This is a genomic window from Streptomyces sp. NPDC050625 (assembly GCF_040654755.1).
Lineage (GTDB): Bacteria > Actinomycetota > Actinomycetes > Streptomycetales > Streptomycetaceae > Streptomyces.
The window spans coordinates 1-26,025 of record NZ_JBFAIQ010000002.1 but is presented as its reverse complement, the minus strand read 5'-3'; the positions used below and the strand labels follow the sequence as shown (position 1 = coordinate 26,025).

The following is a 26,025-nucleotide window of genomic DNA, read 5'->3' as shown; positions in this document are numbered from 1 at the left end:
TATCTCCCGCTCAGAACTCGACGCGCTCGCGGCGGGTGGCGCGCAGCATGACCACGGACAGGACCAGGGTGAGCACCAGCATGACCACGCCCATGGCGCAGGCGTAGCCGCTCTTCCCGAAGTATTGGAAGTTGCGCATCATCACCGTCGACATCACGTCGCTGTGGTGATCGGGGCCGCCACCGTACGCGCCCATGTTCTGGGTCATGGAGGAAACCAGGACGAACATGTCCATCGCGACGATGCCCAGATAGACCCACGCGGTCTGCACGGTGTCCCACAGCAGAGGCAGGGTGATGCGGAAGAAGGACTGATTGCGACCGGCGCCGTCGATGAGGGCGGCCTCGTAGATGTCCTTCGGAATGGACTGCATGGCGGCCGAGAACAGCACCAGATAGAAGCCGACGCCGTGCCAGACCACGGCGGCGATCAGCATCCACAGCACCAGGTTGGGCTCGTTGAGCCATTCCACGGGATTGTCGGTGTCGACCAGTCCGAGTTTGATCAGGAAGCCGTTGAGAAGGCCGCCGCCGTCACTGCGGTACACCGCGTTGAACAGCACCGCGACGATCGCCAGCGACAGCACCTGAGGGAAGAAGTAGACGATTTTGTAGAACCGGGATCCGGCGACGCCCTGCACTCCGCCCGCCCTGCTGCGGCCGCCCGCGTTCACCATGAAGGCGAAGAACAGGGCGAGCAGAATGGTGATCACCGGGATGAAGATCAGGAACAGGATGTTGTGCCAGATGGCCTGCATGAAGACGTCGTCCTGGAACAGCGCCTTGTAGTTGTCCAGTCCGACGAACTTGAAGGTCTGCGACTGGCCCTTCCAGTCGGTCAGCGAATAGCCGAACGTCTGGATGTACGGCCAGATCACGAAGATCACATAAAGCGCCACGGGCACGAAGAGAAATCCCGCGACGAATCTGTACTGCCCTTTGCGCATTGGCCTACCTGCTCCTGGTGTCCTCCCCCGGGCCGGATCGCTCCGGCCCGGGATACGGCGTGCGGTCAGTCCCGGTGGTTCTTCTTGGAGGCCGGGTCCTTCGCCTGCTTGTCGACCGCGGCCTGGCACCGCTTCAGCCACTCCTTCGGCTGGATGCGCTTGGCCATCAGCTCGTTGGACGCGGCCTCGATGGCGGCGCCCATCTCGCTGTACCACTCCGTGTAGAGGAAACGGAAGGTGTTGTCACCGGCCGCCTTGGACGCCTCGACCGTGGACTGGGTGCCCGGCCGGAGCTTGACGCTGGGGTCGACGCCGTCCTTGAGGATGGTGAGCGAGTTGGCCTCCTTGGCGAACAGCGTCGACCACTCCTTGGAGAGCATGTGCCGCATGAACTCCTTCGCCCCGGGCAGGTTCTTCGCCTTCGCCGGGATGATGAAAGGCTCGCCGGAGCCGGCCCGGATCGCCTCGAACGGCAGCTTGCTGCCGGGCAGCAGCGGCATCGGCATGAACTTCATGTCGAAGTCCGCGGGCGTCTGCTTGAGCTGCTCGTTCTCCAGCCAGGAGCCGCAGGTGATGAAGGCGGCCTTGTACTGGTTCCAGCGGGTCTGGGACTCGGTGTGGGTCAGGCCGTTGGTGCCGGGCATCAGCAGGCCCTTTTCGACGACCTCGTAGATCGCCTCGACACCGGCCTTGGCCGCGTCCGAGCCGACGAACGCCTTGGGGTCGAGGTTGTCGATCGCCTTCATCGCGTCCAGACCGCCGGTCTTGGCGATCAGGTCCATGATGGCGACGTTGATGTAGTACGGGTACTTGCCCTGGTGGGCCAGGCCGCCGATGCCCTGCTTCTTGGCGTCCTGACAGATGGTGAGGAAGTCGGCCCAGGTCTTGGGCTCCTCCCAGCCCTTCTCCTTGAAGAGCTTGCCGGAGTACCACAGACCCCACACCGTGTAGATGTAGTTGAGGGCGACGATCTTGCCCTCCTGCATGCCCGCGTCCAGGGTGCCGGGGATGATCATGTCCCGGACCTTCTTGGCCGGGTCGTCGACCGACGGGGCGTCGAGCACCGCGGCGAGGTCGAGCAGCTGGCCGTTCTTGTAGAGGACGTCGACCTTGATCTGCTGGGCGCCGGAGTCGTCCACGATGTCCGGCGGGTTGCCGGCGTTGAAGCGCGGCTGGAGCTTACCCGTGATCTCCTGGGTGCCGGTGTGGGTGGAGGTGATGCCGAGCTTCTTCTGGTAGTCCGACTCCCACGCCTTGGCGTAGTCGTCGCCGTAACCGCCCTTGAAGATGACGACGTCGAGCTTGCCGCCCTTCTTCACGCCGAACGGGTTCGACTTGGACGTCTTGCCCTGGTCGCCGCCGTCGTTGGAACTGTCGCCGCCACCGCTCGCGCAGGCGGACAGGAAGCCCGCCGTCGGAATGGTGAGCAGACCGAGTGCGGCGGACCGCTTGATCAGATCACGGCGGCCCACACCGTCAACACCGTGGTTCGCTGCGGATTGGGATCCCATGCTCAAGTCCTCGCCTTCTCCAGGACTCAGGCGGTGAACCGGATCCTCCCCGGCACCGCGGTCGGGTAGCGCTGGGTCGTGCAGGAAACGCCGACAGGTATAGTCCACTTCCGGCCGACGGAGCAAGATCGAGCGCAAGGTTGGCCATGGGTCTTTTCCGAGTTGAGACCTCACGGAAATATGAGCCGCCTGTGACCGCGCCGCCGGAAAAGTCCGTGACATAGGCCCCTGAATGCCTCCCCCAACACCCTTGACATCAATGGCCACTTGGCCACCTACTGGATCCTGCGCACGAACTTGACAACGTTGTCTGAAGCCCGCGCAGGGAGGGAACCCGTTTTGTTGCAGCGGAGAACTCGGCACAGATTCGGTACGGCGGCCGTGCTCACGGCCGCCTTCGCCATGGCGGTGGCCTCGCAGGGAGCCGCGGTCGCCCGGCCGGCCCAGGCTCCCGCCGCCGACCGGGAGTTCGCATCCTCGTTCGAAGCTGATGACCCGGCGCCGGACTGGCTGAACACCGTCGACACGGAGCCGGACGGCAGCAAGCGCGCCTCGGGCGTCGACGGCGGCTACAGCACCGGCATCCCGGGCAATGTGACCGACCATGTCACCGACGTACGGGCGAGCGCCGAGAACACGGGCGCGGGCGAGGTGAAGGAGAACCTCGTCGACGGCGAACCGGGCACGAAGTGGCTGGCCTTCGAGCCCACCGGCTGGGTCGAGTTCGACCTGGACAAACCCATCAAACTCATGACGTACGCTCTCACTTCGGCCAATGACTACGACGAGCGCGACCCCAAGGACTGGACCCTTCAGGGCTCGACGGACGGCAAGGACTGGAAGACCCTCGACACCCGCTCCGGCGAGACCTTCTCCGAACGGTTCCAGACCAAGTCGTACGACCTCGCCCAGCCGGCCGAGTACCAGCACTTCCGGCTCGACATCACGAAGAACAACGGCGCCTCCGGCATAGTGCAGCTCGCCGATGTCCAGTTCTCGACGGGTGGCAGCACAGGGCCGGTCCCGCAGGACATGCTCTCCCTCGTCGACCACGGCCCGAGCGGCTCGCCGACCGCCAAGGCCCGCGCCGGCTTCACGGGCACCCGGGCCCTGCGGTACGCCGGGCGGCACACGGGGGCCGGCCACGCGTACTCGTACAACAAGGTCTTCGACGTGAACGTGAAGGTCGGCCGGGACACACAGCTGGCGTACCGGATCTTCCCGTCGATGGCCGACGGCGACCGCGACTACGACGCCACGAACGTCTCGGTCGACCTGGCCTTCACCGACGGCACCTATCTGAGCGACCTCGGCGCGATGGACCAGCACGGCTTCCCGCTCTCCCCCCGGGGCCAGGGCGCGGCCAAGGCGCTGTACGTCAACCAGTGGAACGACGTGGCCTCGCGCATCGGCTCGGTCGCCGCGGGCAGGACGGTCGACCGGATCCTGCTGGCCTACGACTCCCCGGACGGTCCCGCCAAGTTCCGCGGCTGGATCGACGACGTGGCCATCCGGCCGGTCGTCCCGGAGCCGCCCAGGGCGCATCTGTCCGACTACGCGCTGACCACCCGCGGCACCAACTCCAGCGGCAGCTTCTCGCGCGGCAACAACTTCCCGGCGACCGCCCTGCCGCACGGCTTCAACTTCTGGACGCCGGTGACCAACGCGTCCTCGCTGAGCTGGCTCTACGAGTACGCGCGCGCCAACAACGACGCCAACCTGCCGACCATCCAGGCGTTCAGCGCCAGTCATGAGCCCAGCCCCTGGATGGGCGACCGGCAGACCTTCCAGCTGATGCCGTCGGCCGCCGCCGGCACCCCGGACACCGGCCGCTCGGCACGGGCGCTGGCCTTCCGGCACGAGAACGAGACGGCACGGCCGTACTACTACGGCGTACGGTTCGAGAACGGGCTCAGGGCCGAGATGACCCCGACCGACCACGCCGCCGCGCTGCGCTTCAGCTACCCCGGCGACGACGCGAGCGTGCTCTTCGACAACGTCACCGAGCAGGCGGGTCTCACCCTCGACAAGGACCACGGGATCGTCGCCGGCTACTCCGACGTGAAGTCGGGCCTGTCCACGGGAGCGACCCGGCTCTTCGTGTACGGGCAGTTCGACAAGCCGGTGACGGACGGCGGCTCCAGTGGCGTCAAGGGCTATCTGAGGTTCGACGCGGGCGCGGACCGCACCGTCACCCTGCGCCTGGCGACCTCGCTGATCAGTATCGACCAGGCGAAGGACAATCTGCGCCAGGAGATCCCCGACGGCACCTCCTTCGACACGGTGAAGGCACGCGCCCAGCGGACCTGGGACCGGCTGCTCGGCAAGGTCGAGGTCGAGGGTGCCACCCCGGACCAGCTGACCACGCTCTACTCCAGCATGTACCGGCTGTACCTGTACCCCAACTCCGGCTTCGAGAAGGTGGCCGGCAAGGACCAGTACGCCTCCCCGTTCTCCCCCATGCCGGGCCCGGACACACCGACGCACACCGGCGCGAAGATCGTGGACGGCAGGGTGTACGTCAACAACGGCTTCTGGGACACCTATCGGACGACCTGGCCGGCCTACTCGTTCCTGACCCCCGGTCAGGCCGGTGACATGGTCGACGGGTTCGTTCAGCAGTACAAGGACGGCGGCTGGACCTCCCGCTGGTCCTCCCCCGGCTACGCCGACCTGATGACCGGCACCTCCTCCGACGTCGCGTTCGCGGACGCATACGTCAAGGGCGTCCGCTTCGACGCGAAGGCGGCGTACGACGCGGCCCTGAAGAACGCCACCGTCGTCCCGCCGGCCTCGGGCGTGGGCCGCAAGGGCATGAGCACCTCGCCCTTCCTCGGCTACACCAGCACCGACACGCACGAGGGCCTGTCGTGGGCGATGGAGGGCTACGTCAACGACTACGGCATCGCGAAGATGGGCGAGGCCCTCTACGAGAAGACCAAGGAGAAGCACTACAAGGACGAGTCCGAGTACTTCCTCAACCGCGCCCAGGACTACGTCGACCTCTTCGATTCCAAGGCGGGCTTCTTCCAGGGCCGCGACGCCAAGGGGAACTGGCGCCTGGACTCGTCGAAGTACGACCCGCGCGTGTGGGGCTACGACTACACGGAGACCAACGGCTGGGGCTATGCCTTCACCGCCCCGCAGGACAGCAGGGGCCTCGCCAACCTCTACGGCGGCCGCGGCGCCCTGGGCGACAAGCTCGACGAGTACTTCTCCACCCCGGAGACCGCCTCCCCCGACTTCGTCGGCTCCTACGGCGGCGTCATCCACGAGATGACCGAGGCACGGGACGTGCGGATGGGCATGTACGGCCACTCCAACCAGGTCGCGCACCACGTGATCTACATGTACGACGCGGCCGGCGAGCCCTGGAAGGCGCAGCGGTACGTCCGCGAGGCGCTCTCCCGCCTCTACACGGGCAGCAAGATAGGGCAGGGCTACCACGGCGACGAGGACAACGGCGAGCAGTCGGCCTGGTACCTCTTCTCCTCGCTCGGCTTCTACCCGCTGGTCATGGGCAGCGGTGAGTACGCCATCGGCTCCCCGCTGTTCACGAAAGCGACCGTGCACCTGGAGAACGGCCGGGACCTGGTGATCAGGGCACCCGGGAACAGTGCGAAGAACGTGTACGTACAGGGTGTGACCTTCAACGGCCGTCCCTGGACGTCGACTTCGCTCCCCCACTCGCTGCTCGCCAAGGGCGGGGTGCTGGACTTCCGCATGGGAGCCAAGCCCTCGGCCTGGGGCACCGGCAAGAACGCGGCGCCGGTCTCCATCACCCGGAGCGACAAGGTCCCGACGCCGCGCGCGGACGTGCTGAAGGGCGACGGCGCCCTGTTCGACAACACGTCGGCGACGGACGCCACGGTCACCTCGGTGGACCTGCCGGTGGGCGGCGCAGCCAAGGCCGTCCAGTACACGCTGACGTCCTCCGCGGACCGCGGCAAGGCACCGGCCGGCTGGACGTTGCAGGGCTCGGCGGACGGCACGACCTGGCAGACCCTGGACCGGCGCACGGGAGAGTCGTTCGCCTGGGACCGGCAGACCCGGGCCTTCACGGTCACCACACCGGGCTCGTACACGAAGTATCGCCTGATCCTGGACGGTGAGGCGACGCTGGCGGAGGTGGAGCTGCTGGCCTGACCCGTCGTTCACGGCTCGGACGAGAGGAGGCCGCCCCCGGGGAACCGGGGGCGGCCTCTTGCTCCGCGGGGCGGGGTCTCTTGCTCCGGGGCGGTCGGCGGGATGCTCAGCCCACCGCGAGCGTGAAGACGTGCAGATCCGTGTCGTCCGGGAGCTTCACGCTCCTGATGGTCTTCCCGGACGGCGCCTCGAACGGCTTCGTCGCGAAGACGTACGTCGCCACCGGGTCCTTGTCCGCGCCCGCGACATTGCGGTACGCGCTCTTGGCGACGACCTCGTTGCCGTACTGGACGCTTCCGCCGCCTCCGCCGACGGTCCAGTCGGTGAAGGAGAGGTCGACGGCCTCGGTGGTGCCGTCGGTGTAGGTGACGGTCGCCTTCTTCTGCTGGTTGCCGTTGACCCCGCTGCCGATGAAGGACAACTTGGCGGCCGGGATGGGCAGTTCGATGGTCTGGCCGTCCGCGGCGGCGTTGTCCGGGCGGCCGGTGGGCGAGCTCGGCCAGGTGAAGGTGAGCCCGTCCACCGTGCCCTGCCCGCCGGGGGTCAGGCCCGCCGCCGCGAGGGCCTGGCGGGAGTAGCTCCAGCCGCCGCCGTCGTAGTCGGCCTCGTCGTGATCGCCCTCGTCGTCCGAGACGCCGGTGTTGTCGTAGGCGGCGAGGAGGGTGCCGGGGGCGGCCACGGTCAGGGCGACCGGCTGCCCGTACGAGGTGTCGCCCGAGGTCACCGTGACCTTGACGTCGTAGAAGCCCTGGCGGGCGCCGTCGGCCGCCAAGAGGGTGATCTCCTGTGAGCCGTCGGTGACCGTGCCCTCGGCGGGCGTGGCCGTGACGCCGTCCGGGGTCTCGACGCGGAAGCGGACCTCGGGGCCGGTGCCGCCGCTCAGCGACAGGGCGCGGATGCCGAGCTTCGTGCTGCCGCCGGGGGCGACGGTCGCCGCGGTCGGGCCGACGCCGATCTGGTACGGCTGCTCGCCCTCCCGGAAGGAAGGGGGCGGGGCGGAGGTGCCCCAGGCCCGGTCCGGGGCGGCTGAGAGCGTGTAGTCCAGTCGGCCGCCGTCACGCACGAAGGAGGCCGGGAGCCAAGGCCTGTCACTGGTACGGCCGTTGACCCTCAGGGACTGGACGTACGGTGCGTCGGCGGCCGCTCCCCTCGCGCGGATCGAGATGTCGTTCCCCTGCGGGCGGTCGATCTCGACGCGCTCGAACAGCGGTGACGTGAGGACGAGTTCGGCGCGGGAGGGGACCTGTGGGTACATGCCGAGCGCGGAGAAGACGTACCAGGACGACATGGCGCCGAGGTCGTCGTTGCCGGGGATGCCGCCGGGCCGGGTCGACCAGAGCTGCCTCATCGCCGCGCGGACCGTCTCCTGCGTCTTGTACGGGGCGCCCGCGTAGTCGTACAGGTAGGGGACGTTGAGGGACGGCTCGTTGTCCAGCTCGGACTTGGCGCCGCCGCTGCCGGTGAAGGCCCAGCTGCCGTCCGCGTTGTGGAAGAAGTCGTCTAGCCGGGCCAGCGCCTTGTCCGTGCCGCCCATCACCGCGAACAGGCCGGCCGGGTTGTGCTGGACCATCCAGGTGTACTGGGCGGCCGTGCCCTCGACGAACCCGTTGCCGGTGTCCGGGGTGAAGCCGGTGACCCAGCTGCCGTCGGCCTTGCGGTTGGCGATGTATCCGCCGGTGGGGTCCGCGGCGATGTTGAAGTTGTTCTGCCACCACTGGGCGCGCCGGGCGAAGGCCGCCGCCGTGTCCTTCTCCCCCGCCGCCGCGGCGAGCCCGGAGAGCGAGAAGTCGGCGGTGGACATCTCCAGGGTCTCGGCCGCGCCGCCCCAGGCGTTGGACACGGACGGCATGTAGTGGTGGGAGAGGTACTTGTCCAGGGACGGGCGCTGCCCGACCGACAGCACCGGCTTGCCCGCGGCCGACAGGTCCTTGTCGGTCGGTACGGTCGCCGCCTTCACCAGTGAGTCCAGCGCGCCGCGCAGGTCGAAGCGGGTGCCGCCGAACGCGTGGATACCGGCCAGGGCGGTGGGCGAGGGGTCGCCGTTCATGACGTGCGTGCCGCTCGCGCCGTGCAGCCAGCGGTCCCAGACGCCCCCGTTCTGCCGGGCGAGTTCGTACAGCGACTGGGCGATGTCCGAGCCGGTGCGCGGGTCGAGGAGGGTGAGCAGCTGCACCTGGTCGCGGTAGACGTCCCAGCCGGAGAAGGTGCCGTACTGGGCCCGGTGACCGCGGCCCACCCGGTGCACCTCGTCGTCGCTGCCCCGGTATCTGCGGTCGGCGTCGCTGATCACGTTCGGGTGCAGCAGGGAGTGGTAGAGGGCGGTGTAGAAGGTGGTGCGGTCGGTGTCCGTGCCGCCGCCGACCCGTATGGCGCCCAGCCGGTGGCGCCAGGCCTGCCGGGCCGCGGCCCGGACCGAGTCGAAGGAGCGGTACGACGGGTTCTCGGCCGCGAGGTTCGCCTCGGCGCCCGCCCGGCTCACGTACGAGATACCGACCTTGACGTTCACCGGCCCGGTTCCGGGCGCGAACTCGACGTACCCGCCCGCGCCCTTGCCCGCGACGGGCCGCCCGCCCTTGGCGAAGCCGCCCGTGCCGCCGGAGGCCGTGGTGGCTCCCGGCTCCAGCCGGTCGTCCTGCCAGGTGCCGGTGGAGGTGAAGGCGCGGTCGAAACGGGCGGTGAAGTAGAGCGTGTAGTAGGCGCGTTGGCCCTCCGGGTCCAGATAGCCGCAGAAGTCGCCGGAGGTGACGGAGCCGGAGATCGTGCGGGTCGCCGGGTCGATCGTGACCGTCGAATCGGCCGACCCCACCTCGGAGTTGGCGGTGCGGACGAGCAGCGAGGCCGGCCTGTCCGCCGGGAAGGTGAAGCGGGCCGAGCCGGTGCGCGCGGTCGCGGTGAGGTCGGCGGTGACGCCGGAGGCGAGACCCACCTTGTAGTGGCCGGGTTCGGCGGTCTCGTCGGTGTGGCTGAAGTCGGAGGCGTAGACGGCGTCCTTGGTGTCGCTCGCCGGGGACGAGGTGACCTCGCCCGCGTACGGGAAGAACGGGATGTCCCCGCTGCCGCCCGCACAGCCCGTGCCGGACATATGGGTGAGGCTGAAGCCGCGGATGCGGGTGGCGTCGTACTGGTAACCGCCGGGTGCGGAGGTGCGGGTGGCGTCGCCCCTGGTGTTCTCGGGGCTCCAGGAGAGCATGCCGAACGGCACGACGGCACCCGGGAAGACATTGCCGCCGTTCTTGGTGCCGATCAGCGGATCGACGTATGCGGTGGGGTCCTTGACGAGATCGGGCGGTTGGGCGGTCGCCGCCAGGGCGGGGGTGGCGCCGCCCACCGCGAGTACCGCGGCGAGCAGCAGTGATGTGGGACGGAAACGCATGACGCGGCCCCTCCTCCTTCGGACGGGTCGCGCATCACAGGTCGCACAAGCCGCAGGGACAGTAACGCGCGTCGGCAGTACCACGGAAGACCGTGTGCACCACCGCCGACGCGCCCCGGGATCACTCTGGTGGGTGATCCCAACTGGCTTGACATCGTTGTCGGTTGGGGCGGTACAGTCATGACGGACCTGATAGACAACGTTGTCGCCATCGCGGCGTCGACACAAGCCACGCTCCACCCGGGCGGGCCGCACCCCCTCGCCCGCCCGGCTCGCGGACCCGGTGTGCACCGCCACCGGGTCCGCCCCGAGCGACTCAGCCGACCCGGCAGGGCAGAGTCGTCGCACCGTCACCGCCGGAGCCCTGGACGACGTAGCCGAACGTCGCGCTCTGCCCCGGACTGAGCGAGCCGTTCCAGTCGGCGTTGTGGACCATCACGTCCTGCCCGCTGTAGGTCGCGGTGCCGTTCCACAGGCCGGCCACCGACTGGCCGCCCGGCAGCGTCCAGTCGACCATCCAGCCGAGCATCGGCACGTCGCCGCTGTTGGTGACGGTCACCTCGGACTGGTGGCCGCCGGGCCAGCTGTTCGTCGTCCGGCGGGTGGCCGTGCAGGTGCCGGGCGGGGGCTCGGTGGGGATGCCCGGGTCGTGGACGCCCGTCACCTCGCCGTTGCCGCCGTCGAAGACGACGTCGGAGCAGGAGTAGAAGGTCTCCGCGCTGTCCGAGCGCTGCCAGACCATGTAGATGATGTGCCGCCCGGACTTGCCGGCGGGCAGCGTGCCGGTCCAGGAGTAGTTGGCCTCGACGGTGCCCGGAGTGCCGTTGAGCGGCGGGTGGTCGACGTCCAGGAAGGGCTGGTCCTCCATGTCGTTCCAGGTGAGCGGCTTGGTCGGGTCGTAGCCGTCCTTGGTGACGTAGACGTGGAACCAACCGGGGTGCGCCGCCCAGGCGTTGTAGGAGAAGTCGACGGTCGCTCCCGCGGTGAGGTGCGTGAGGGGCCAGTCGTTCCGCGGCAGATCGAACCCGGTGAAGTTGGGGTTGCCGCCGCTGCACAGCTCGCCGTGGGGCACGAAGCCGCGGGTGCGTCCGGCGCCGTCCGAGCGGAGCACCGAGAACCAGTTGTAGAACGGGGTGGTGCCGCTGACCCGCTGGACCGCCTTGCAGGCGGGGTTGACGGGCTTGATCTCACCTGTGTCGGTGAGCCCGTCCTGCCAGCACAGGAAGGTGCGGCTGCCCGGTTTCATGGGGGTGCCGTGCGCCTCGGCACGGGTGCCGGTGGCGACGATGAGGCCGAGGGCCGGGACGGTGGCGAGCAGGGCCACCAGGACCAGGAAGAGGGCCCCGCCGCGGTAGGCCGAGTGCGTCGAGTGCGGTAATCGCGGGCGGCCAGGGAATCGGGGACCGCTCAGTCTTGTCGTAGGCAAGACAGTTCCACCTTCATCATGTGGACGATCGAAGGCCGTACCGAAGGTGTGCGGATGGGCACCGAGAGGCGCGTAGGGCGGGAGCGGGCCCGCGCGGCGGGTTCCGGTCCACCGTATGGGAGCGCTCCCACCCCACTCTTCTGTGAAAGTAGCGCGGACCGCGACAGCTGTAAACGCCGGATGCGCAAGGGCGGATGACCGCCCAGGAGGCAAGGCAAGTTTCCGGTAAGAAGATTCCGTGAGAAAAGGGGCTTTCTGCGGTAAAGGAGGAGGCGGCGGCACCTGCAAAGGGGGGTGACGCCCGCCGCACATTGGACCGGGCCATAGCCAGGGGGAATCGCCGGTGCTACAAATGTCGCATGGCGGACCGATTCGCCCGGTTTCGACGCTTCTCCTGGCGCTCGCTTGCCGGCAAGAGCCCGCGAAGCGTCGCCGGGCAGGTCTTTGTACTGCAGCTGACGCTGGTCGCGTTGCTGGTGGTCGGTGCCGTCTTCGCCCTCGTCCTGCAGTCGCAGCGGGACACCAGCACGGAGGCCAAGCGCCGCTCCGTGGCCGTCGCGCAGACCTTCGCGCACTCCCCCGGCATCCTGGAGGCGCTGAAGACCGAGAAACCGTCGAAGGTGCTCCAGCCGCTGACCGAGGCGGGACGGAAGTCGGCGGGCGTCGACTTCATCGTGGTGATGGACACCAAGGGCATCCGCTACACCCATCCTCTGCCGGACCGGATCGGCAAGCGGTTCGTGGGCAGGATCGAGCCGTCACTGGCGGGCAAGGTCTACACCGAGAGCGTCCACGGCCCGCTGGGCCATGAGGTGCAGGCGACCGTGCCCATCGAGAACGCCGACGGCAAGGTGGTCGCCCTCGTGTCCGCGGGGATGAAGGTCAAGAACGTGACCAGCGAGGTGAACCGGCAGCTGCCGATCATCCTCGCCGCCGGAACCGGTGCGCTCGCGGTGGCGGCCGGCGGAACGGCGCTGGTGGGCCGGCGGCTGCAGCGGCAGACCCACAGCCTGGCGCCGGACGAGATGACCCGCATGTACGAGCACCACGACACGGTGCTGCACTCCGTACGGGAAGGAGTGCTGATCGTCGGTGAGGACGGTCGGCTGCTCCTCGCCAACGACGAGGCGAGACGGCTCCTCGAGCTGGCCCCGGACGCGGAGGGGTGGCCCGTGTGGGAGCTGTCCGACCTCGAACCCGACATGGTGGACCTGCTCGTCTCCGGGCGCGAGGCCACCGACGAGGTGCACTTCGCCGGGGAGCGGCTGCTCGCGGTCAACCAGCGGCCCACGGACCGCGACGGCGGCCCCAGGGGAACCGTGGTGACGCTCCGCGACTCCACCGAGCTCCAGGCGGTGTCGGGCCGCGCGGAGCTCGCTCGTGAGCGGCTCAAGCTGCTGTACGACGCGGGACTCAGCATCGGCACCAGCCTCGACGTGCTCCAGACCGCCGACGAGCTGGCGCAGGTCGCCGTCCCCCGCTTCGCCGACTTCGTCACCGTGGACCTGGCGGACGCCGTCATCCACGGCGAGGAACCCGCGCCCGCGGCGCCCGACATGCGGCGGGTCGCCGTGTGCGGCATCCGGAGCGACCATCCGCTCTACGAGAAGGGCCGGCTGATCGACTTCCTGCCCTCCACACCCCAGGCGCGAGGCCTCGACACCGGCCGCTCCGAGCTGGTGACGAACCTGTCGGACGCGGCGGACTGGCGGGCACAGGACCCGGAGCGCTCGCGGGAGATCGTCACGTACGGCATCCACTCGCTGATCGCCGCGCCGATCCAGGCCCGCGGCGTCGTGCTGGGCATGGCCAAGTTCTGGCGCTCCAAGCGGCACGAACCCTTCGACGAGGAGGAGCTGTCGCTGGCGGAGGAGCTGGTCGCCCGTGCCGCGGTGAGCATCGACAACGCCCGCCGCTACACCCGCGAGCACGCCCTGGCGGTCACGCTCCAGCGCAGCCTGCTGCCGCGGGCCCTGCCCGAGCTGAGCGCCCTGCAGGTCGGCTACCGCTACATCCCCGCCCAGTCGGGCGTGAGCGGTGACTGGTTCGATGTCATCCCGCTGCCGGGGAACCGGGTGGCGCTGGCCGTCGGCGACGTCGTCGGGCACGGTCTGCACGCCGCCGCGACGATGGGGCGGCTGCGGACCGCGGTGCACAACTTCTCCACGCTGGACCTGCCGCCGGACGAGCTGCTGAGCCACCTGGACGACCTGGTCGGCCGCATCGACCAGGACGAGGCGTGCGCGGAGGCGTCCGAGGTCGTGGGCGCCACCTGCCTGTACGCGATCTACGACCCCGTGAGCCGCCGCTGTGCCATGGCACGCGCGGGACACCTGGCACCCGCGCTGGTCCATCCCGACGGCACCGTCACCTTCCCCGACCTGCCCGCCGGGCCACCGCTCGGCCTGGGCGGCATGCCCTTCCAGACGGCCGAGGTGGACATCGCGGAGGGCACCCAGCTGGTCCTGTACACCGACGGCCTCATCGAGGACCGCGCGCGCGATCTGGACGTGGGCATGGAGCTGCTGCGCCAGGCGCTGGCGGGCCACCCCGACCGGTCTCCCGACGAAAGCTGCCGGGCGGTGGTGCAGGAGCTGCTGCCCGGGCGCCCCAAGGACGACGTCGCCCTGCTCATCGCGCGCACCCGGGCACTGCCGTGCGACCAGGTCGCCGACTGGGACGTGCCGCGCGATCCGGCCGCCGTGTCGGGGATGCGCAGCGCGGTCTCCGAGAAACTGGACGAGTGGGACCTGTCCGAGCTGGGCTTCGGCATGGAACTCGTCCTGAGCGAGCTGATCACCAACGCCATTCGCTACGGCTCGGAGCCGATCCATGTACGCCTGATCCGGGACCGCACGGTGACCTGCGAGGTGTCCGACGGCAGCAGCACGTCGCCGCATCTGCGGTACGCCGCGACGACCGACGAGGGCGGCCGCGGCCTGTTCCTGGTCTCCCAGATGGCCGAGCGCTGGGGCACCCGGTACACCCCGCAGGGCAAGGTGATCTGGGCCGAACTGGCCCCACCGGACCCCGACGAGGTCGGTCTGCTGGACATCCCGGACGACCTCTTCCCGGACTGACCCACGAGCGGCGAGCGCAACGAGCGGCGAGAGGCCGACGGCGCGCGGCGGGAGCGGGAGGTGGGAGGCGGGAGGGTGACGCGGGGCCGTGATCCGCGGCCCGTGCTCACCGCAGTGAGGCCCTGGGCCGGGACATCGGCGCGTCCGCCCCCGAGTCACCGGCCGACGGGAGCACGACCGTGAACTCCGTGCGCCCGGGCTCGCTCCGCACCTCGATTCGCCCCCCGTGCGCCGCCGTGACGGCCGCCGCGATCGCCAGCCCCAGCCCCGGTCCGCCCTCTGCCGCCCCGGCCCGGGTGCGGGACGTGTCCGCCCGGGTGAAACGCTCGAAGACGGACGGAACGAGCTCGGGCGGGATGCCGGGGCCGTCGTCGTGGACGCGGATGACGTGCTGGGCGGACGTGGACTCGACGGAGACGGTCACCGTCGTGCCAACAGGTGTGTGCACACGCGCGTTGGCCAACAGGTTGGCCACCACTTTCCGGAGGCGGGCCTCGTCGCCCCTGACCAGTGCGGGGGTGTCCGGGGAGAGACCGAGTCGCCAGACATGGCCGGCGCCCGCGGCCCGTGCGTCCCACACCGCCTCGGCGACCAGCGCGGCGAGGTCCACCTCGGTGCCGTGCAGCGGGCTGCCCTCGTCGAGACGGGCGAGCAGCAGCAGGTCCTCGACCAGCTCCGTCATGCGCGCCGACTCGGCGAAGACCCGGCTCCAGGCGTGGTCGGGGGCGACACGGTTCATCAGCTCGGCGTACCCGGCGATGGAGGCGAGCGGGGTGCGCAGTTCGTGACTGGCGTCGGCGACGAAGCGGCGCATGCGTTCCTCGCCGCGCCGGCGTTCGGCGAGCGAGGCCTCGACGTGGTCGATCATCCGGTTGAGGGCGGCACCGACCTGCCCGGCCTCGCTGCCGGGGTCGGTGTCGCGTTCGGGGACCCGGGGCAGCGCGCCGACCCGGCCGTGGCCGAGCGGTACCCGGGAGACCTCGACGGCGGTGTCGGCGACCCGGCCGAGCGGGCGGAGCTGGCGCCGGATGACGACCCCGCAGACGCCGCCGGCGAGGGCGAGTCCGGCGGCGCCGACGACCGCCTCGATCTCGACCAGTGTGCCGAGCGTGGCCCGGACGTCGTCCATGGGCAGACCGGTGAGGACGCGGATGCCGCTCGCGTCGAGGGCGGTGACCCGGTAGGTGCCGAGTCCGGGCACCGTCCGGGTGTGCAGCGAACCGTCGGGGCGGATGCCGCTGAGGGCGGCGCGCTGGGCGGAACCGAGGGCACGGGGGGCCGCGTCCCGGGTGACGACCGCGGCGGAGACGAGGTGCCCGGCGGCGTCGAGCCGGGCGGCGAGCAGGCCCTCGGTGTGGCCGCCCTCGCCGAGGAAGGCGAGGGCGGCGGGGAGTTCGGGGTGCAGCGCGGCGCCGCCCACACTGCGTTCGGCGGCGTCGTTCACCCGGTCGTCCAGCTCGCCCATGAGATAGGCGCGTTGGGCGAGGACGGTGGTGAGGGCGAGCGCGGCGCACACGCACACGAGGGTGGCGGTGACGAGGACCAGGAGGCGTGTGCGCAGCGAGCGGGCCCACGGGCGGCGGCTCATGTACCGATCCTGTCCCGGTTCGCTGAGGGAAGCCTGTGTTCCGTCTGAGGGTGGGTGATGACCTTCGTGCCGCCTTCGTACTGACCTTCGTACCGCCCTTCGTCGTACCCGGCCCGGACATGGCCCGGACATGGCCCGGACATGGCCGGGACATGGCGAAGGGCCGCACCCCCGTCACCGGGGATGCGGCCCTGTACCGCCGTACGCTGCCGCTTACTTGCGGATCAGGTTGCGCAGGACGTACTGCATGATGCCGCCGTTGCGGTAGTAGTCGGCCTCACCGGGGGTGTCGATGCGGACGACCGCGTCGAACTCGACACCGGTGTCGGTGGTGACCTTGACCGTGCGCGGGGTGGTGCCGTTGTTCAGCTCGGTGACGCCGGAGAAGGAGAAGGTCTCCTCACCGGTCAGACCGAGGGACTCGGCGGAGGCGCCCTCCGGGAACTGGAGCGGGAGCACGCCCATGCCGATGAGGTTCGAGCGGTGGATGCGCTCGTACGACTCGGCGATGACGGCCTTGACGCCGAGCAGCGCGGTGCCCTTGGCGGCCCAGTCGCGGGACGAGCCGGAGCCGTACTCCTTGCCGGCCAGGACGACCAGCGGGATGCCCTGGTCGATGTAGTTGCGCGAGGCGTCGTAGATGAACGACACCGGCGCGTCCGCCTGGGTGAAGTCGCGGGTGTAGCCGCCCTCGGTGCCCGGCGCGATCTGGTTGCGCAGGCGGATGTTGGCGAACGTACCGCGGATCATGACCTCGTGGTTGCCACGGCGGGAGCCGTAGGAGTTGAAGTCACGACGCTCCACACCGTGCTCGGTGAGGTACTTGCCGGCCGGGGTGTCGGCCTTGATGGCACCGGCCGGGGAGATGTGGTCGGTGGTGACCGAGTCGCCCAGCTTGGCGAGCACACGGGCACCGGCGATGTCGCTGACCGGGGCCGGCTCCATCTCCATGCCCTCGAAGTACGGGGGCTTGCGGACGTAGGTCGACTCGGCGTCCCACTCGAAGGTGTTGCCGGTCGGGATGGGCAGGGACTGCCACTGGGCGTCGCCCGCGAAGACGTCGGAGTAGGACTTGTTGAACATGTCCTCGCCGATGGCGTTCGACACGACGTCGTTGACCTCGGCCTCGGTCGGCCAGATGTCGGACAGGTAGACCGGCTTGCCGTCCTGGTCGGTGCCGAGGGCGTCCTTGGTGATGTCCACCTTCATGGAGCCCGCGATGGCGTACGCGACGACCAGCGGCGGGGAGGCCAGGTAGTTCATCTTGACGTCGGGGTTGATACGGCCCTCGAAGTTCCGGTTGCCGGAGAGGACCGAGGTGACCGCGAGGTCGTGGTCGTTGACGGCCTTGGAGACCTCCTCCGGCAGCGGGCCGGAGTTGCCGATGCAGGTGGTGCAGCCGTAACCGACCAGGTTGAAGCCGACCTTGTCGAGGTACGGGGTCAGACCGGCCTTGTCGAAGTAGTCGGTGACGACCTTCGAGCCCGGGGCGAGGGTGGTCTTGACCCACGGCTTGCGGGTCAGGCCCTTCTCCACGGCCTTCTTCGCGACGAGCGCGGCGGCGACCATGACGTACGGGTTCGAGGTGTTGGTGCAGGAGGTGATGGCCGCGACCGTCACCGCACCGTGGTCGAGCGTGTAGGTCGTGCCGTCGGGGGCGGTGACCTGGACCGGGTTGGACGGCGTGCCGTTCGGGTGGACGGCCGGGGCGTCGGAGGCCGGGAAGGACTCCTCGCCCGCCTCGTCGGCGGTGGTGACGTAGTTCAGGACGTCGGTCTTGAACTGCTCGGCGGCGTTGGCGAGGACGATACGGTCCTGCGGGCGCTTCGGGCCGGCGATGGAGGGAACGACCGTCGACAGCTCCAGTTCGAGCTTCTCGGAGAAGTCGGGCTCGGCCTGCGGGTCCAGCCAGAGGCCCTGCTCCTTGGCGTACGCCTCGACGAGCGCGACCTGCTGGTCGGAGCGGCCGGTCAGGCGCAGGTAGCTCAGGGTCTCGCCGTCGATCGGGAAGATCGCGGCGGTGGAGCCGAACTCCGGCGACATGTTGCCGATGGTGGCGCGGTTGGCGAGCGAGGTGGCGGCCACGCCCTCGCCGTAGAACTCGACGAACTTGCCGACGACACCGTGCTTGCGGAGCATCTCGGTGATGGTGAGCACGAGGTCCGTGGCCGTCGTACCCGGCTGCAGCTCACCGGTCAGCTTGAAGCCGACGACGCGCGGGATGAGCATGGAGACCGGCTGGCCGAGCATGGCGGCCTCGGCCTCGATGCCGCCGACGCCCCAGCCGAGGACGCCGAGGCCGTTGACCATGGTGGTGTGCGAGTCGGTGCCGACCAGGGTGTCCGGGTAGGCCTGCCCGTTGCGCACCATGACGGTCCGCGCGAGGTGCTCGATGTTCACCTGGTGGACGATGCCGGTGCCCGGCGGGACGACCTTGAAGTCGTCGAACGCGGTCTGGCCCCAGCGCAGGAACTGGTAGCGCTCGCGGTTGCGGCCGTACTCCAGGTCGACGTTCTGCTTGAAGGCGTCGCTGGTGCCGAACTTGTCGGCGATGACGGAGTGGTCGATGACCATCTCGGCCGGGGAGAGCGGGTTGATCTTCGCCGGGTCGCCGCCGAGCGCCGCGACGGCCTCACGCATGGTCGCGAGGTCCACGACACAGGGGACACCGGTGAAGTCCTGCATGATCACGCGGGCCGGCGTGAACTGGATCTCCTGGCTGGGCTTGGCCTGCGAGTCCCAGGTGCCGAGAGCGCGGATGTGGTCGGCGGTGATGTTCGCGCCGTCCTCCGTGCGGAGCAGGTTCTCCAGCAGGACCTTGAGGCTGTACGGCAGCCGGGCCGAGCCCTCCACCTTGTCCAGCCGGAAGATCTCGTACGACTCGTCGCCCACCTGCAGCGTGCTGCGGGCGTCGAAGCTGTTCGCCGACACGACAGTCTCCTTCATTGATGTGCGCGTACTCACCACGATCCTGCCGCCACGGCATCTGAGCCAATCCGCTAAGGTAAGGCTTAGTTAGGTAACCCTTACCAGGGTGGCGGCTGCGGTGCTCCTCGCCAGATATCTCGATGTCGAGATAACTCTAGTACACGGGGGCCGAATGGTCATGCCCGGACCGGATCCGTCGCCCCGATATTCAGTGGCATGGCCCACACGGCACACACGGAATTTTCTTCGCAAATCAGTACGTAAGACTCCTGTACGACATCACCTGACGAATCCCCTTCATCCAGAAGTACACTGACACCCCATCACCCGAATGGACCCCTCAACAGGCGCCATCTCATATCTGAGATAGCCTCGGCCTCATGGCAGACGACTACCTCGTACGCATCGGCAAGCTCATCCGTGACGCCCGGCAACACCGTGGCTGGACACAGGCGCAGCTCGCGGAAGCGCTCGGCACAAGTCAGAGCGCTGTCAATCGCATCGAGCGCGGCAACCAAAACATCAGCCTTGAGATGATCGCTCGAATCGGTGAAGCCCTGGACAGTGAAATCGTCTCGTTGGGCTACGCGGGCCCGATGCATCTTCGAGTGGTCGGCGGCCGCCGGCTGTCCGGGGCCATCGATGTGAAGACCAGCAAGAACGCCTGCGTGGCCCTGCTGTGCGCGACCCTGCTCAACAAGGGCCGCACGGTGCTGCGTCGGGTCGCCCGGATCGAGGAGGTGTACCGCCTGCTGGAGGTGCTCAACTCGATCGGCGTGCGGACCCGCTGGATCAACGACGGGGTCGACCTGGAGATCGTGCCGCCGGCCGAACTCGACATGGACGCCATCGACTCCGACGCGGCCGTGCGCACGCGCTCCATCATCATGTTCCTGGGCCCGCTGCTGCACCGTATGGACGCGTTCAAGCTGCCGTACGCCGGCGGCTGCGACCTCGGCACGCGGACCATCGAGCCGCACATGATCGCGCTGCGCCGCTTCGGGCTCGACATCGCCGCCACCGAGGGCCAGTACCACGCCCAGGTGGACCGTTCCGTACGGCCCGACCGGCCCATCGTGCTGACCGAGCGCGGCGACACCGTGACCGAGAACGCGCTGCTGGCCGCCGCCCGGCACGACGGCGTCACCGTCATCCGCAACGCGTCCTCCAACTACATGGTCCAGGACCTCTGCTTCTTCCTGGAGGTGCTGGGCGTCAAGGTCGAGGGCATCGGCACGACGACCCTCACCGTGCACGGTGTGCCGGACATCGACGCCGACGTCGACTACTCCCCCTCCGAGGACCCGGTCGAGGCGATGAGCCTGCTGGCCGCCGCGGTCGTCACGGAGTCCGAGCTGACGGTGCGCCGGGTGCCCATCGAGTTCCTGGAGATCGAGCTGGCGGTCCTGGAGGAGATGGGCCTCGACCACGACCGCACCCCGGAGTACGTCGCCGACAACGGCCGCACCCGACTGGTGGACCTGACCGTGCGGCCCTCCAAGCTGGAGGCGCCGATCGACAAGATCCACCCGATGCCGTTCCCGGGCCTGAACATCGACAACGTCCCGTTCTTCGCGGCCATCGCGGCGGTCGCCCAGGGCAAGACGCTGATCCACGACTGGGTCTACGACAACCGGGCCATCTATCTCACGGACCTCAACCGCCTCGGCGGCCGGCTCCAGCTCCTCGACCCCCACCGCGTGCTGGTCGAGGGCCCGACCCGCTGGCGCGCCGCCGAGATGATGTGCCCGCCCGCACTGCGGCCCGCGGTGGTCGTCCTGCTGGCGATGATGGCCGCGGAGGGCACCTCCGTGCTGCGCAACGTGTATGTCATCAACCGGGGTTACGAGGACCTCGCGGAGCGCCTCAACTCGATCGGGGCACAGATCGAGATCTTCCGGGACATCTGACGTCCGGCATCCGGATCGAGGACCGGCCCGGCAGAGTGGTGCTCTGCCGGGCCGGTCCGTTCGGTGGGCTGGTCAGACCCCGCGGAACCACGCCGTGTTCGCGCGGTCCTCGCGGAGCAGGGTGTCGGCGTGGCCGAAGCCGTCGGCGATGCTGATGAGGCGGTACTGCCGGTCGTGGAAGACCCAGGTCCAGGTCTGGCCGTTCATCCGGTTCTTGCCGGGGACGAAGTGGAAGGCGTCGGCCTTGGTGACGCCCCGCAGGGAGGTCCACTGGGTCAGGTCGCGGTCGCTGCGGACCAATTCGTCGGTGTGCATGCCGCCGTCGGCGATGGAGATCAGACGGTAGCGCCGGCCCTGCGCGGTGGTGTGGAAGAGCCAGTACTGCGTCTTGCCGTCGACGCGGCGCTGGTCCGGCACCGGCAGCACCGCGTCGACCCGGGTGACGTCCTTGAGGGAGCGCCAGGCGCTGAGGGCCCGGTCGTCGCCGACGCTGCGGCAGGCGTGCCGGGCGTCGGTGGAGATGTAGATGCGGCGGTAGACCTGGGTGCCGCCCACCGTGTGGAAGAGCCAGTAGCTGCTCTCGCCGTTCACGGACTGCTCGTCGGGGACCGGCACGATCGCGTCGACCTGTTCGACCCCGGCCAGCGCGGGCCAGGTGGAGAGGTCCGCGGCGGTGTCGACGACGCCGGTGCGGTCGTCGCTGCCCGTGGTGAGCGCCCCGGTCTCGGTGGCGCCGGTGCGCACGACACGGACGGTGCGGCCGGAGAAGGTCCACGCCCGCTCCTCCGTGTCCGGCCAGGGCAGGATCTCGTCGACCGGGCCGGGTTGCACGGGCGGCCGCGGCGGGCGGGTCTGTCCGGTGCCCGTCGTCGTCCACTCCTGGCTTGCGTTCTGCGTGCCGCCGATCGAGGTCGCGGCCTGCAGCCGGCCCTGGGTGAGGCCGCGCAGGGTGGTGATCGACGGGGTGAAGGCGTAGACGGAGCCCTCGGTGGCCACGAAGGTCTTGAAGTGGAGCGTGGTGGTCTTCCGGTCGCCGTTGACGCGGCTCTCGAAGGCGACCTCGCCCCGGGCGACTCCCGGGAGCTGGCCGCTGACCATCGGGTCCGGTCCGGGCTGGGGGTCGCGGTCGTGCGGGAAGTTCGGGTCGTTGACCCAGTCGGCCTGGATGAACTCGAACTGCGTGGCCAGGTTGGCCTGGTAGCAGACGAAGAGCAGGCCTCGCTGCTCGTCGGGGCCTCCCCCGTCCCCGTTGGCGGGGTCGAAGGGGGCGCCGTAGGGGATGCCGCGCCGGATGATGCGGCGCAGGTCCATGAACTTCTCGTCGACCAGTTCGCCTTCGTCGACCAGTCCGTCGCGCGGAGCGGTTTTGCGCAGGTGGGAGAAGAGGGGGGTGGTGACGCCGTCGGGGTCGTCCTTGAAGCTGAGGTCGTTGTCGGGTCTGGTGCCCGGCGGGGGCGACTGGTCGGGGAACTTGGCGACCGAGGCGCCGCAGCGCCAGCGGCCCACCAGGCGGGCGGCGAGCCACTCGCTCTTCGTGTTCTCCCCGACCACCTTGGCTTCCCTCAGCTTCTGGAGTTCGGCGTTGACCTGTGCCCACCAGCCGGGTACGTCCTGGGCGAGCCGTCGTACGACCTGGAAGGAGCCGTATTTCATCCACTCGGGAGCGCCCGTGGGCAAGGGGGTGTCGTCGGAGCCGAGGACGAACTGACCGGCCGGGATCATCCGGGCGCCCCCCGCCTCCTCCGCGTCGTCGAAGCCCGCCACGTACGGTTCGCTGACGCCGTCCTTGAAGCCGAAGTGCTCATTGCCGCGACGGTTGCCGGGCAGCGTGGCGCCGTTCTGCTGGTGGACGATCAGCACTCCGGCCCGGGAGGCGGCCTCCAGCTGCCGGTTCAGCTCGGTGTTGCGGTCGTTTTCGAGGTCGGCGGCGATGGTGAGCACCGCATGGATGACGGGGCTGTGGTCGGCGCCGAAGATCCAGTGCTTCGGGTCGTTGCAGCCCGTGTCGCCCAGGGCCTTGTGGCGGGCGGCGGACCCCTGTGCGAACGCCTGGATCGTGCCGCCCGTGGGCACCTTCTCGAACACCTTCTCCTTGCCCGTGAGGAACTGGATGCCGGGGTGGGTGAGGCTCAGGCCGAGCCAGGTGGCCCTGAGGTTCTTCGGGTCGTCACCGGCGGAGTTCTTGCGGGCGTCGTGGAACTTGGCGTTGAAGGCGGCGACCTGCTGGGTGGTGGCGATGTTGGGGACCAGCTCGGCCAGCCAGTTCCGGGCGGCGGTCATGTCGCCGAACTGGAGGAAGAGCAGGGTCATGTAGTCCTTCTTGAACCCGGCGAGGATGTCGCCCTGGATCTCCGTGCTGTTGCGCAACGGCAGCGGGGTGGACATGGAACTCCCTTGAGCGTGGGGACAGATGGGGACATGTCGGGCCGGCCCGGGCGGCGCCGTGGGCAGCGCTGCCCGGGTGTACGGCGGCAGGGGACGAAGAGGGGTCAGGCGCCGGGCTTGAGCTGCACCCACTTGGCAACGCTGGGCACACCCCGGTCGTCGAGCAGGAAGAGCAGGTAGAAGCCGGGCGGCGCGTCCTTGGCGGACTGCGGGGTGGTGAGGACGAGCTTGTTGCCGGCGCGGCTGGTGATGGGGAGCTCGATGCGGCGCTGGCTGGTGTCCACCGAGTGGGTGGAGGTGATGGGTGCCATCAGGACGGCCTTCTCCGCCTGTTCGGGCGTGCCGGTGCTGATCCGGAGGTCGGCGTTGTAGCCGAGGGGTTGACTCGGCACGTCCGTCAGGGTCGGGCGGACCCCGCCCTGGTGCAGATACGGCGGCTCGTAGATCTCGATGGTGCCGTTCATCCCGGAGCTGATGTCCCGGTTGTTGGCGATCTCCTGCAGCTCGTCACCGGTGATCATGATACGGCCGTCGGGCAGGATCACGGCGTTGGAGTGGTAGCCGCGCGGCAGCCGCTGGACCGGGCCGAGCCGCCAGGTGCCGTCGGTGCCGCGCAACTCGGTCTGGCGGTACTTCTCGTCGGCGTTGGGGTTGTACAGGCCATTGCCGTAGTCGCGGATGTCGTAGCCGCCGTTGACGGTCCACAGCCGCCCGTCGGGGAAGATCAGCGTGTCGTCCTGGGTGCGGCCGAAGGCACGGGGGGTGTCCTCGCTCCAGCGGCCGCCGGAGAACTTGTACGTCTTGGGGTCGTTACGGTCGCCGCCGAGGATCAACACGGAGTCGGGGCCGTTGGTGCCGTTGGGCAGGGCCACCGCGGATCCGTAGTTGCGCATGCCGCCGCCGGGCCGGGGGCGCAGCGCCTGTTCGGTCTCGGCCTTCGGGTCGAAGACGAACTGCTCGTTGTAGTTGCGGCCGAAGCCGTAGATCAGGCCGTCCCGCAGGGAGAACAGGTGCGGGTAGTCGGCCATGTAGTCGGCGTTGACCGGCCACTTGTCGAGCGCCTGGCCGACGGGCTTGGTCTTCGGGTCCGTCGCGACCGGGGTGCTCTTGGCCGGGAAACGCTCGATCGTCTGGGAAAGCTTGCCCCAGCCGGTGTCACCGTGCCCGGAGGTGATGAACTGCCGCCCGTCGGCGCCGGTGACGACGGACGGGTACCAGCGGCCCTCGGCCATGTCCTGCTGCCGGTACCACGTCTCGGTCCACGGGTCGAAGACCAGGGCGAGGTGGGCGCCGGTGCCGTGGTTGCCGCCGAGGTTGCCGCCGAAGACGCCCACCATGCCGTTGGGCAGGTAGGAGTGTCCGGCGCAGAAGATCGGCGCGGCACGCGGTTCGTCCAGCCCGTCGTCCATGTTCACCACGGGCGGCGGTACGGCCTTGAAGGCGGCGGCGCCGATGCCCTTGGCGGGGTCCCAGACGTAGGCGCGTCCGGCGTTGTCCCGGCCGATGACCTCGGTGGGCGCGGTCTCCTTGTTGGGGCTGTCCTCGACGGCCTCGAAGGAGAACAGCAGGACCTTGCCGGTGGGCAGCAGGGCGACGTGGTCGCCGTAGTCCGGGCTGGAGAAGTAGTCGGCGAACTTGCCGAACGCTGCCGCGTCGAACTTCGCGTTCTGCTCCTGCTGCGAGTCGGTGAGCCTCTTGAGGCTGCGGTTCCGCATGGGCTGGGGGTAGCCCCGGTCGACGGCGCGCAGGCCGATGCGGTCGCGGGCCATCTGTTCGGCGCGGGCCTTGCCGAATGCCTTGACCTCGTCGGGGCGGATCTCCTCGGCGAGCTCCGCCTTCGAGATGTGCACCCCGTGCGGGTGCGGATCGGCCGGCCTTGCCGAGGACGGCAGGGGGACGAGACGGAACGGGGCGGCGCGGCCGGCGGGGGCGGTGAGTGACAGAACGACCGCGGCGCAGCCTGCCGCGATCGTCCACCTCCCTCTGCGGGGCATGGGGACTCCTCTTGGGGACACGGGATGCCCTGGGCCAGAACGGGGCAGTACAGGGCGGCCACGTAGAGTGACGGAATGGCGTCAGTAAATCACGCAGGGTAGCGAAATGTGACCGCTTTCTCGAAAGAATGACCGCTTTGCCCCGATGGGATGCAACGCTGCGTGTCCATTGCCCCCTCGATCTCCACGGCGACTGCAATGGTCCCGGCCAGTCCCCTGCCCCCTTTGCGAGGAGCACCCCCATGCCCCGAACACGTACCGCCGTCACCGTGGCCGCGGGAGCCGCGGCCCTGCTCGTCTGTGCCGCCCCCGCCGTGGCGGACCCGCCCCAACCGCCGCACCACTTCTCGGTGTTCGTCCCCGGCGGTGCCGACGGCCGGCCGCACGAGGCGCTCTGCCCGGCCGCGCAGCACGCCTACAGCGGCGGATACGTCATCAGCGCCAAGCAGGACGCGGTCCTCGGCACGGACCGGACCGATGTCACCGAGGACCGTATGAACGACCACGCCACCGGCTGGATCATCACCGCGCGCAAGGCCCAGACCTGGCCCTTCCTCAGCCGCTCGGCCCCGGCCGACCTGACGATCCACATCGCCTGCACGGACGACGTCATGAGCCACGGAGCGGCCTGAACACGGAGCGGCGGGGGGGGGGGGGCGCGGGGGGGGGGGGGGGCGGGGGGGGGGGGGGCCCCGGCGCCCCCGCGCCCCCCAACGGGACGGGGGGGGGGGGGGGGAA

The 26,025-nt window shown here is 69.5% G+C and carries 12 protein-coding genes; 4 read left to right on the top strand and 8 right to left on the bottom strand.

What is annotated here, in order from left to right; translation table 11 throughout:
- Positions 1 to 10: 10 nt before the first annotated feature.
- On the bottom strand, positions 11 to 946 hold the full coding sequence (locus AB0I54_RS04430) for a sugar ABC transporter permease (RefSeq protein WP_316752706.1): 936 nt from the start codon (positions 944 to 946) through the stop codon (positions 11 to 13).
- A 65-nt stretch (positions 947 to 1,011) separates the two neighbouring features.
- On the bottom strand, positions 1,012 to 2,457 hold the full coding sequence (gene ngcE, locus AB0I54_RS04425) for an N-acetylglucosamine/diacetylchitobiose ABC transporter substrate-binding protein (RefSeq protein ID WP_363294379.1): 1,446 nt from the start codon (positions 2,455 to 2,457) through the stop codon (positions 1,012 to 1,014).
- 402 nt (positions 2,458 to 2,859) lie between these two features.
- Between ngcE and AB0I54_RS04420 the strand changes: the two genes are divergently transcribed.
- On the top strand, positions 2,860 to 6,603 hold the full coding sequence (locus AB0I54_RS04420; protein WP_363294972.1) for a GH92 family glycosyl hydrolase: 3,744 nt from the start codon (positions 2,860 to 2,862) through the stop codon (positions 6,601 to 6,603).
- 106 nt (positions 6,604 to 6,709) lie between these two features.
- Here the strand turns inward: AB0I54_RS04420 and AB0I54_RS04415 are convergent, their stop codons facing one another.
- Together AB0I54_RS04415 and AB0I54_RS04410 are read right to left on the bottom strand one after the other, a co-directional pair.
- Positions 6,710 to 9,976 carry a GH92 family glycosyl hydrolase gene (locus AB0I54_RS04415; RefSeq protein ID WP_363294378.1) on the bottom strand — a complete coding sequence of 1,089 codons (3,267 nt, stop codon included), beginning with the start codon at positions 9,974 to 9,976 and terminating at the stop codon, positions 6,710 to 6,712.
- 316 nt (positions 9,977 to 10,292) lie between these two features.
- Positions 10,293 to 11,309 (bottom strand): lytic polysaccharide monooxygenase, encoded by a 1,017-nt coding sequence (locus AB0I54_RS04410; protein WP_363294971.1) that lies wholly within the window; start codon positions 11,307 to 11,309, stop codon positions 10,293 to 10,295.
- A 452-nt stretch (positions 11,310 to 11,761) separates the two neighbouring features.
- Between AB0I54_RS04410 and AB0I54_RS04405 the strand changes: the two genes are divergently transcribed.
- Positions 11,762 to 14,482: a SpoIIE family protein phosphatase gene (locus tag AB0I54_RS04405; protein WP_363294377.1), complete on the top strand. Its 2,721-nt coding sequence runs from the start codon at positions 11,762 to 11,764 to the stop codon at positions 14,480 to 14,482.
- A gap of 106 nt (positions 14,483 to 14,588) precedes the next feature.
- On the opposite strand, the gene AB0I54_RS04400 is transcribed toward AB0I54_RS04405, so the two are convergent.
- Positions 14,589 to 16,070, bottom strand: a complete 1,482-nt coding sequence (locus AB0I54_RS04400; protein WP_363294376.1) for an ATP-binding protein — start codon at positions 16,068 to 16,070, stop codon at positions 14,589 to 14,591.
- Between the two features lie 213 nt (positions 16,071 to 16,283).
- Complete coding sequence (gene acnA, locus AB0I54_RS04395; protein WP_363294375.1) at positions 16,284 to 19,001, bottom strand: aconitate hydratase AcnA; 2,718 nt, start codon at positions 18,999 to 19,001, stop codon at positions 16,284 to 16,286.
- Between the two features lie 377 nt (positions 19,002 to 19,378).
- Here acnA and AB0I54_RS04390 point away from each other — a divergent pair, with 377 nt between their 5' ends.
- Positions 19,379 to 20,908 (top strand): UDP-N-acetylglucosamine 1-carboxyvinyltransferase, encoded by a 1,530-nt coding sequence (locus AB0I54_RS04390; protein WP_363294374.1) that lies wholly within the window; start codon positions 19,379 to 19,381, stop codon positions 20,906 to 20,908.
- 72 nt (positions 20,909 to 20,980) lie between these two features.
- On the opposite strand, the gene AB0I54_RS04385 is transcribed toward AB0I54_RS04390, so the two are convergent.
- Positions 20,981 to 23,293, bottom strand: a complete 2,313-nt coding sequence (locus AB0I54_RS04385) for a Dyp-type peroxidase (RefSeq protein WP_363294373.1) — start codon at positions 23,291 to 23,293, stop codon at positions 20,981 to 20,983.
- 104 nt (positions 23,294 to 23,397) lie between these two features.
- On the bottom strand, positions 23,398 to 25,287 hold the full coding sequence (locus AB0I54_RS04380) for a galactose oxidase early set domain-containing protein (protein WP_363294372.1): 1,890 nt from the start codon (positions 25,285 to 25,287) through the stop codon (positions 23,398 to 23,400).
- Between the two features lie 242 nt (positions 25,288 to 25,529).
- Between AB0I54_RS04380 and AB0I54_RS04375 the strand changes: the two genes are divergently transcribed.
- Complete coding sequence (locus AB0I54_RS04375) at positions 25,530 to 25,919, top strand: hypothetical protein (RefSeq protein WP_363294371.1); 390 nt, start codon at positions 25,530 to 25,532, stop codon at positions 25,917 to 25,919.
- The last annotated feature ends 106 nt before the right edge of the window (positions 25,920 to 26,025 follow it).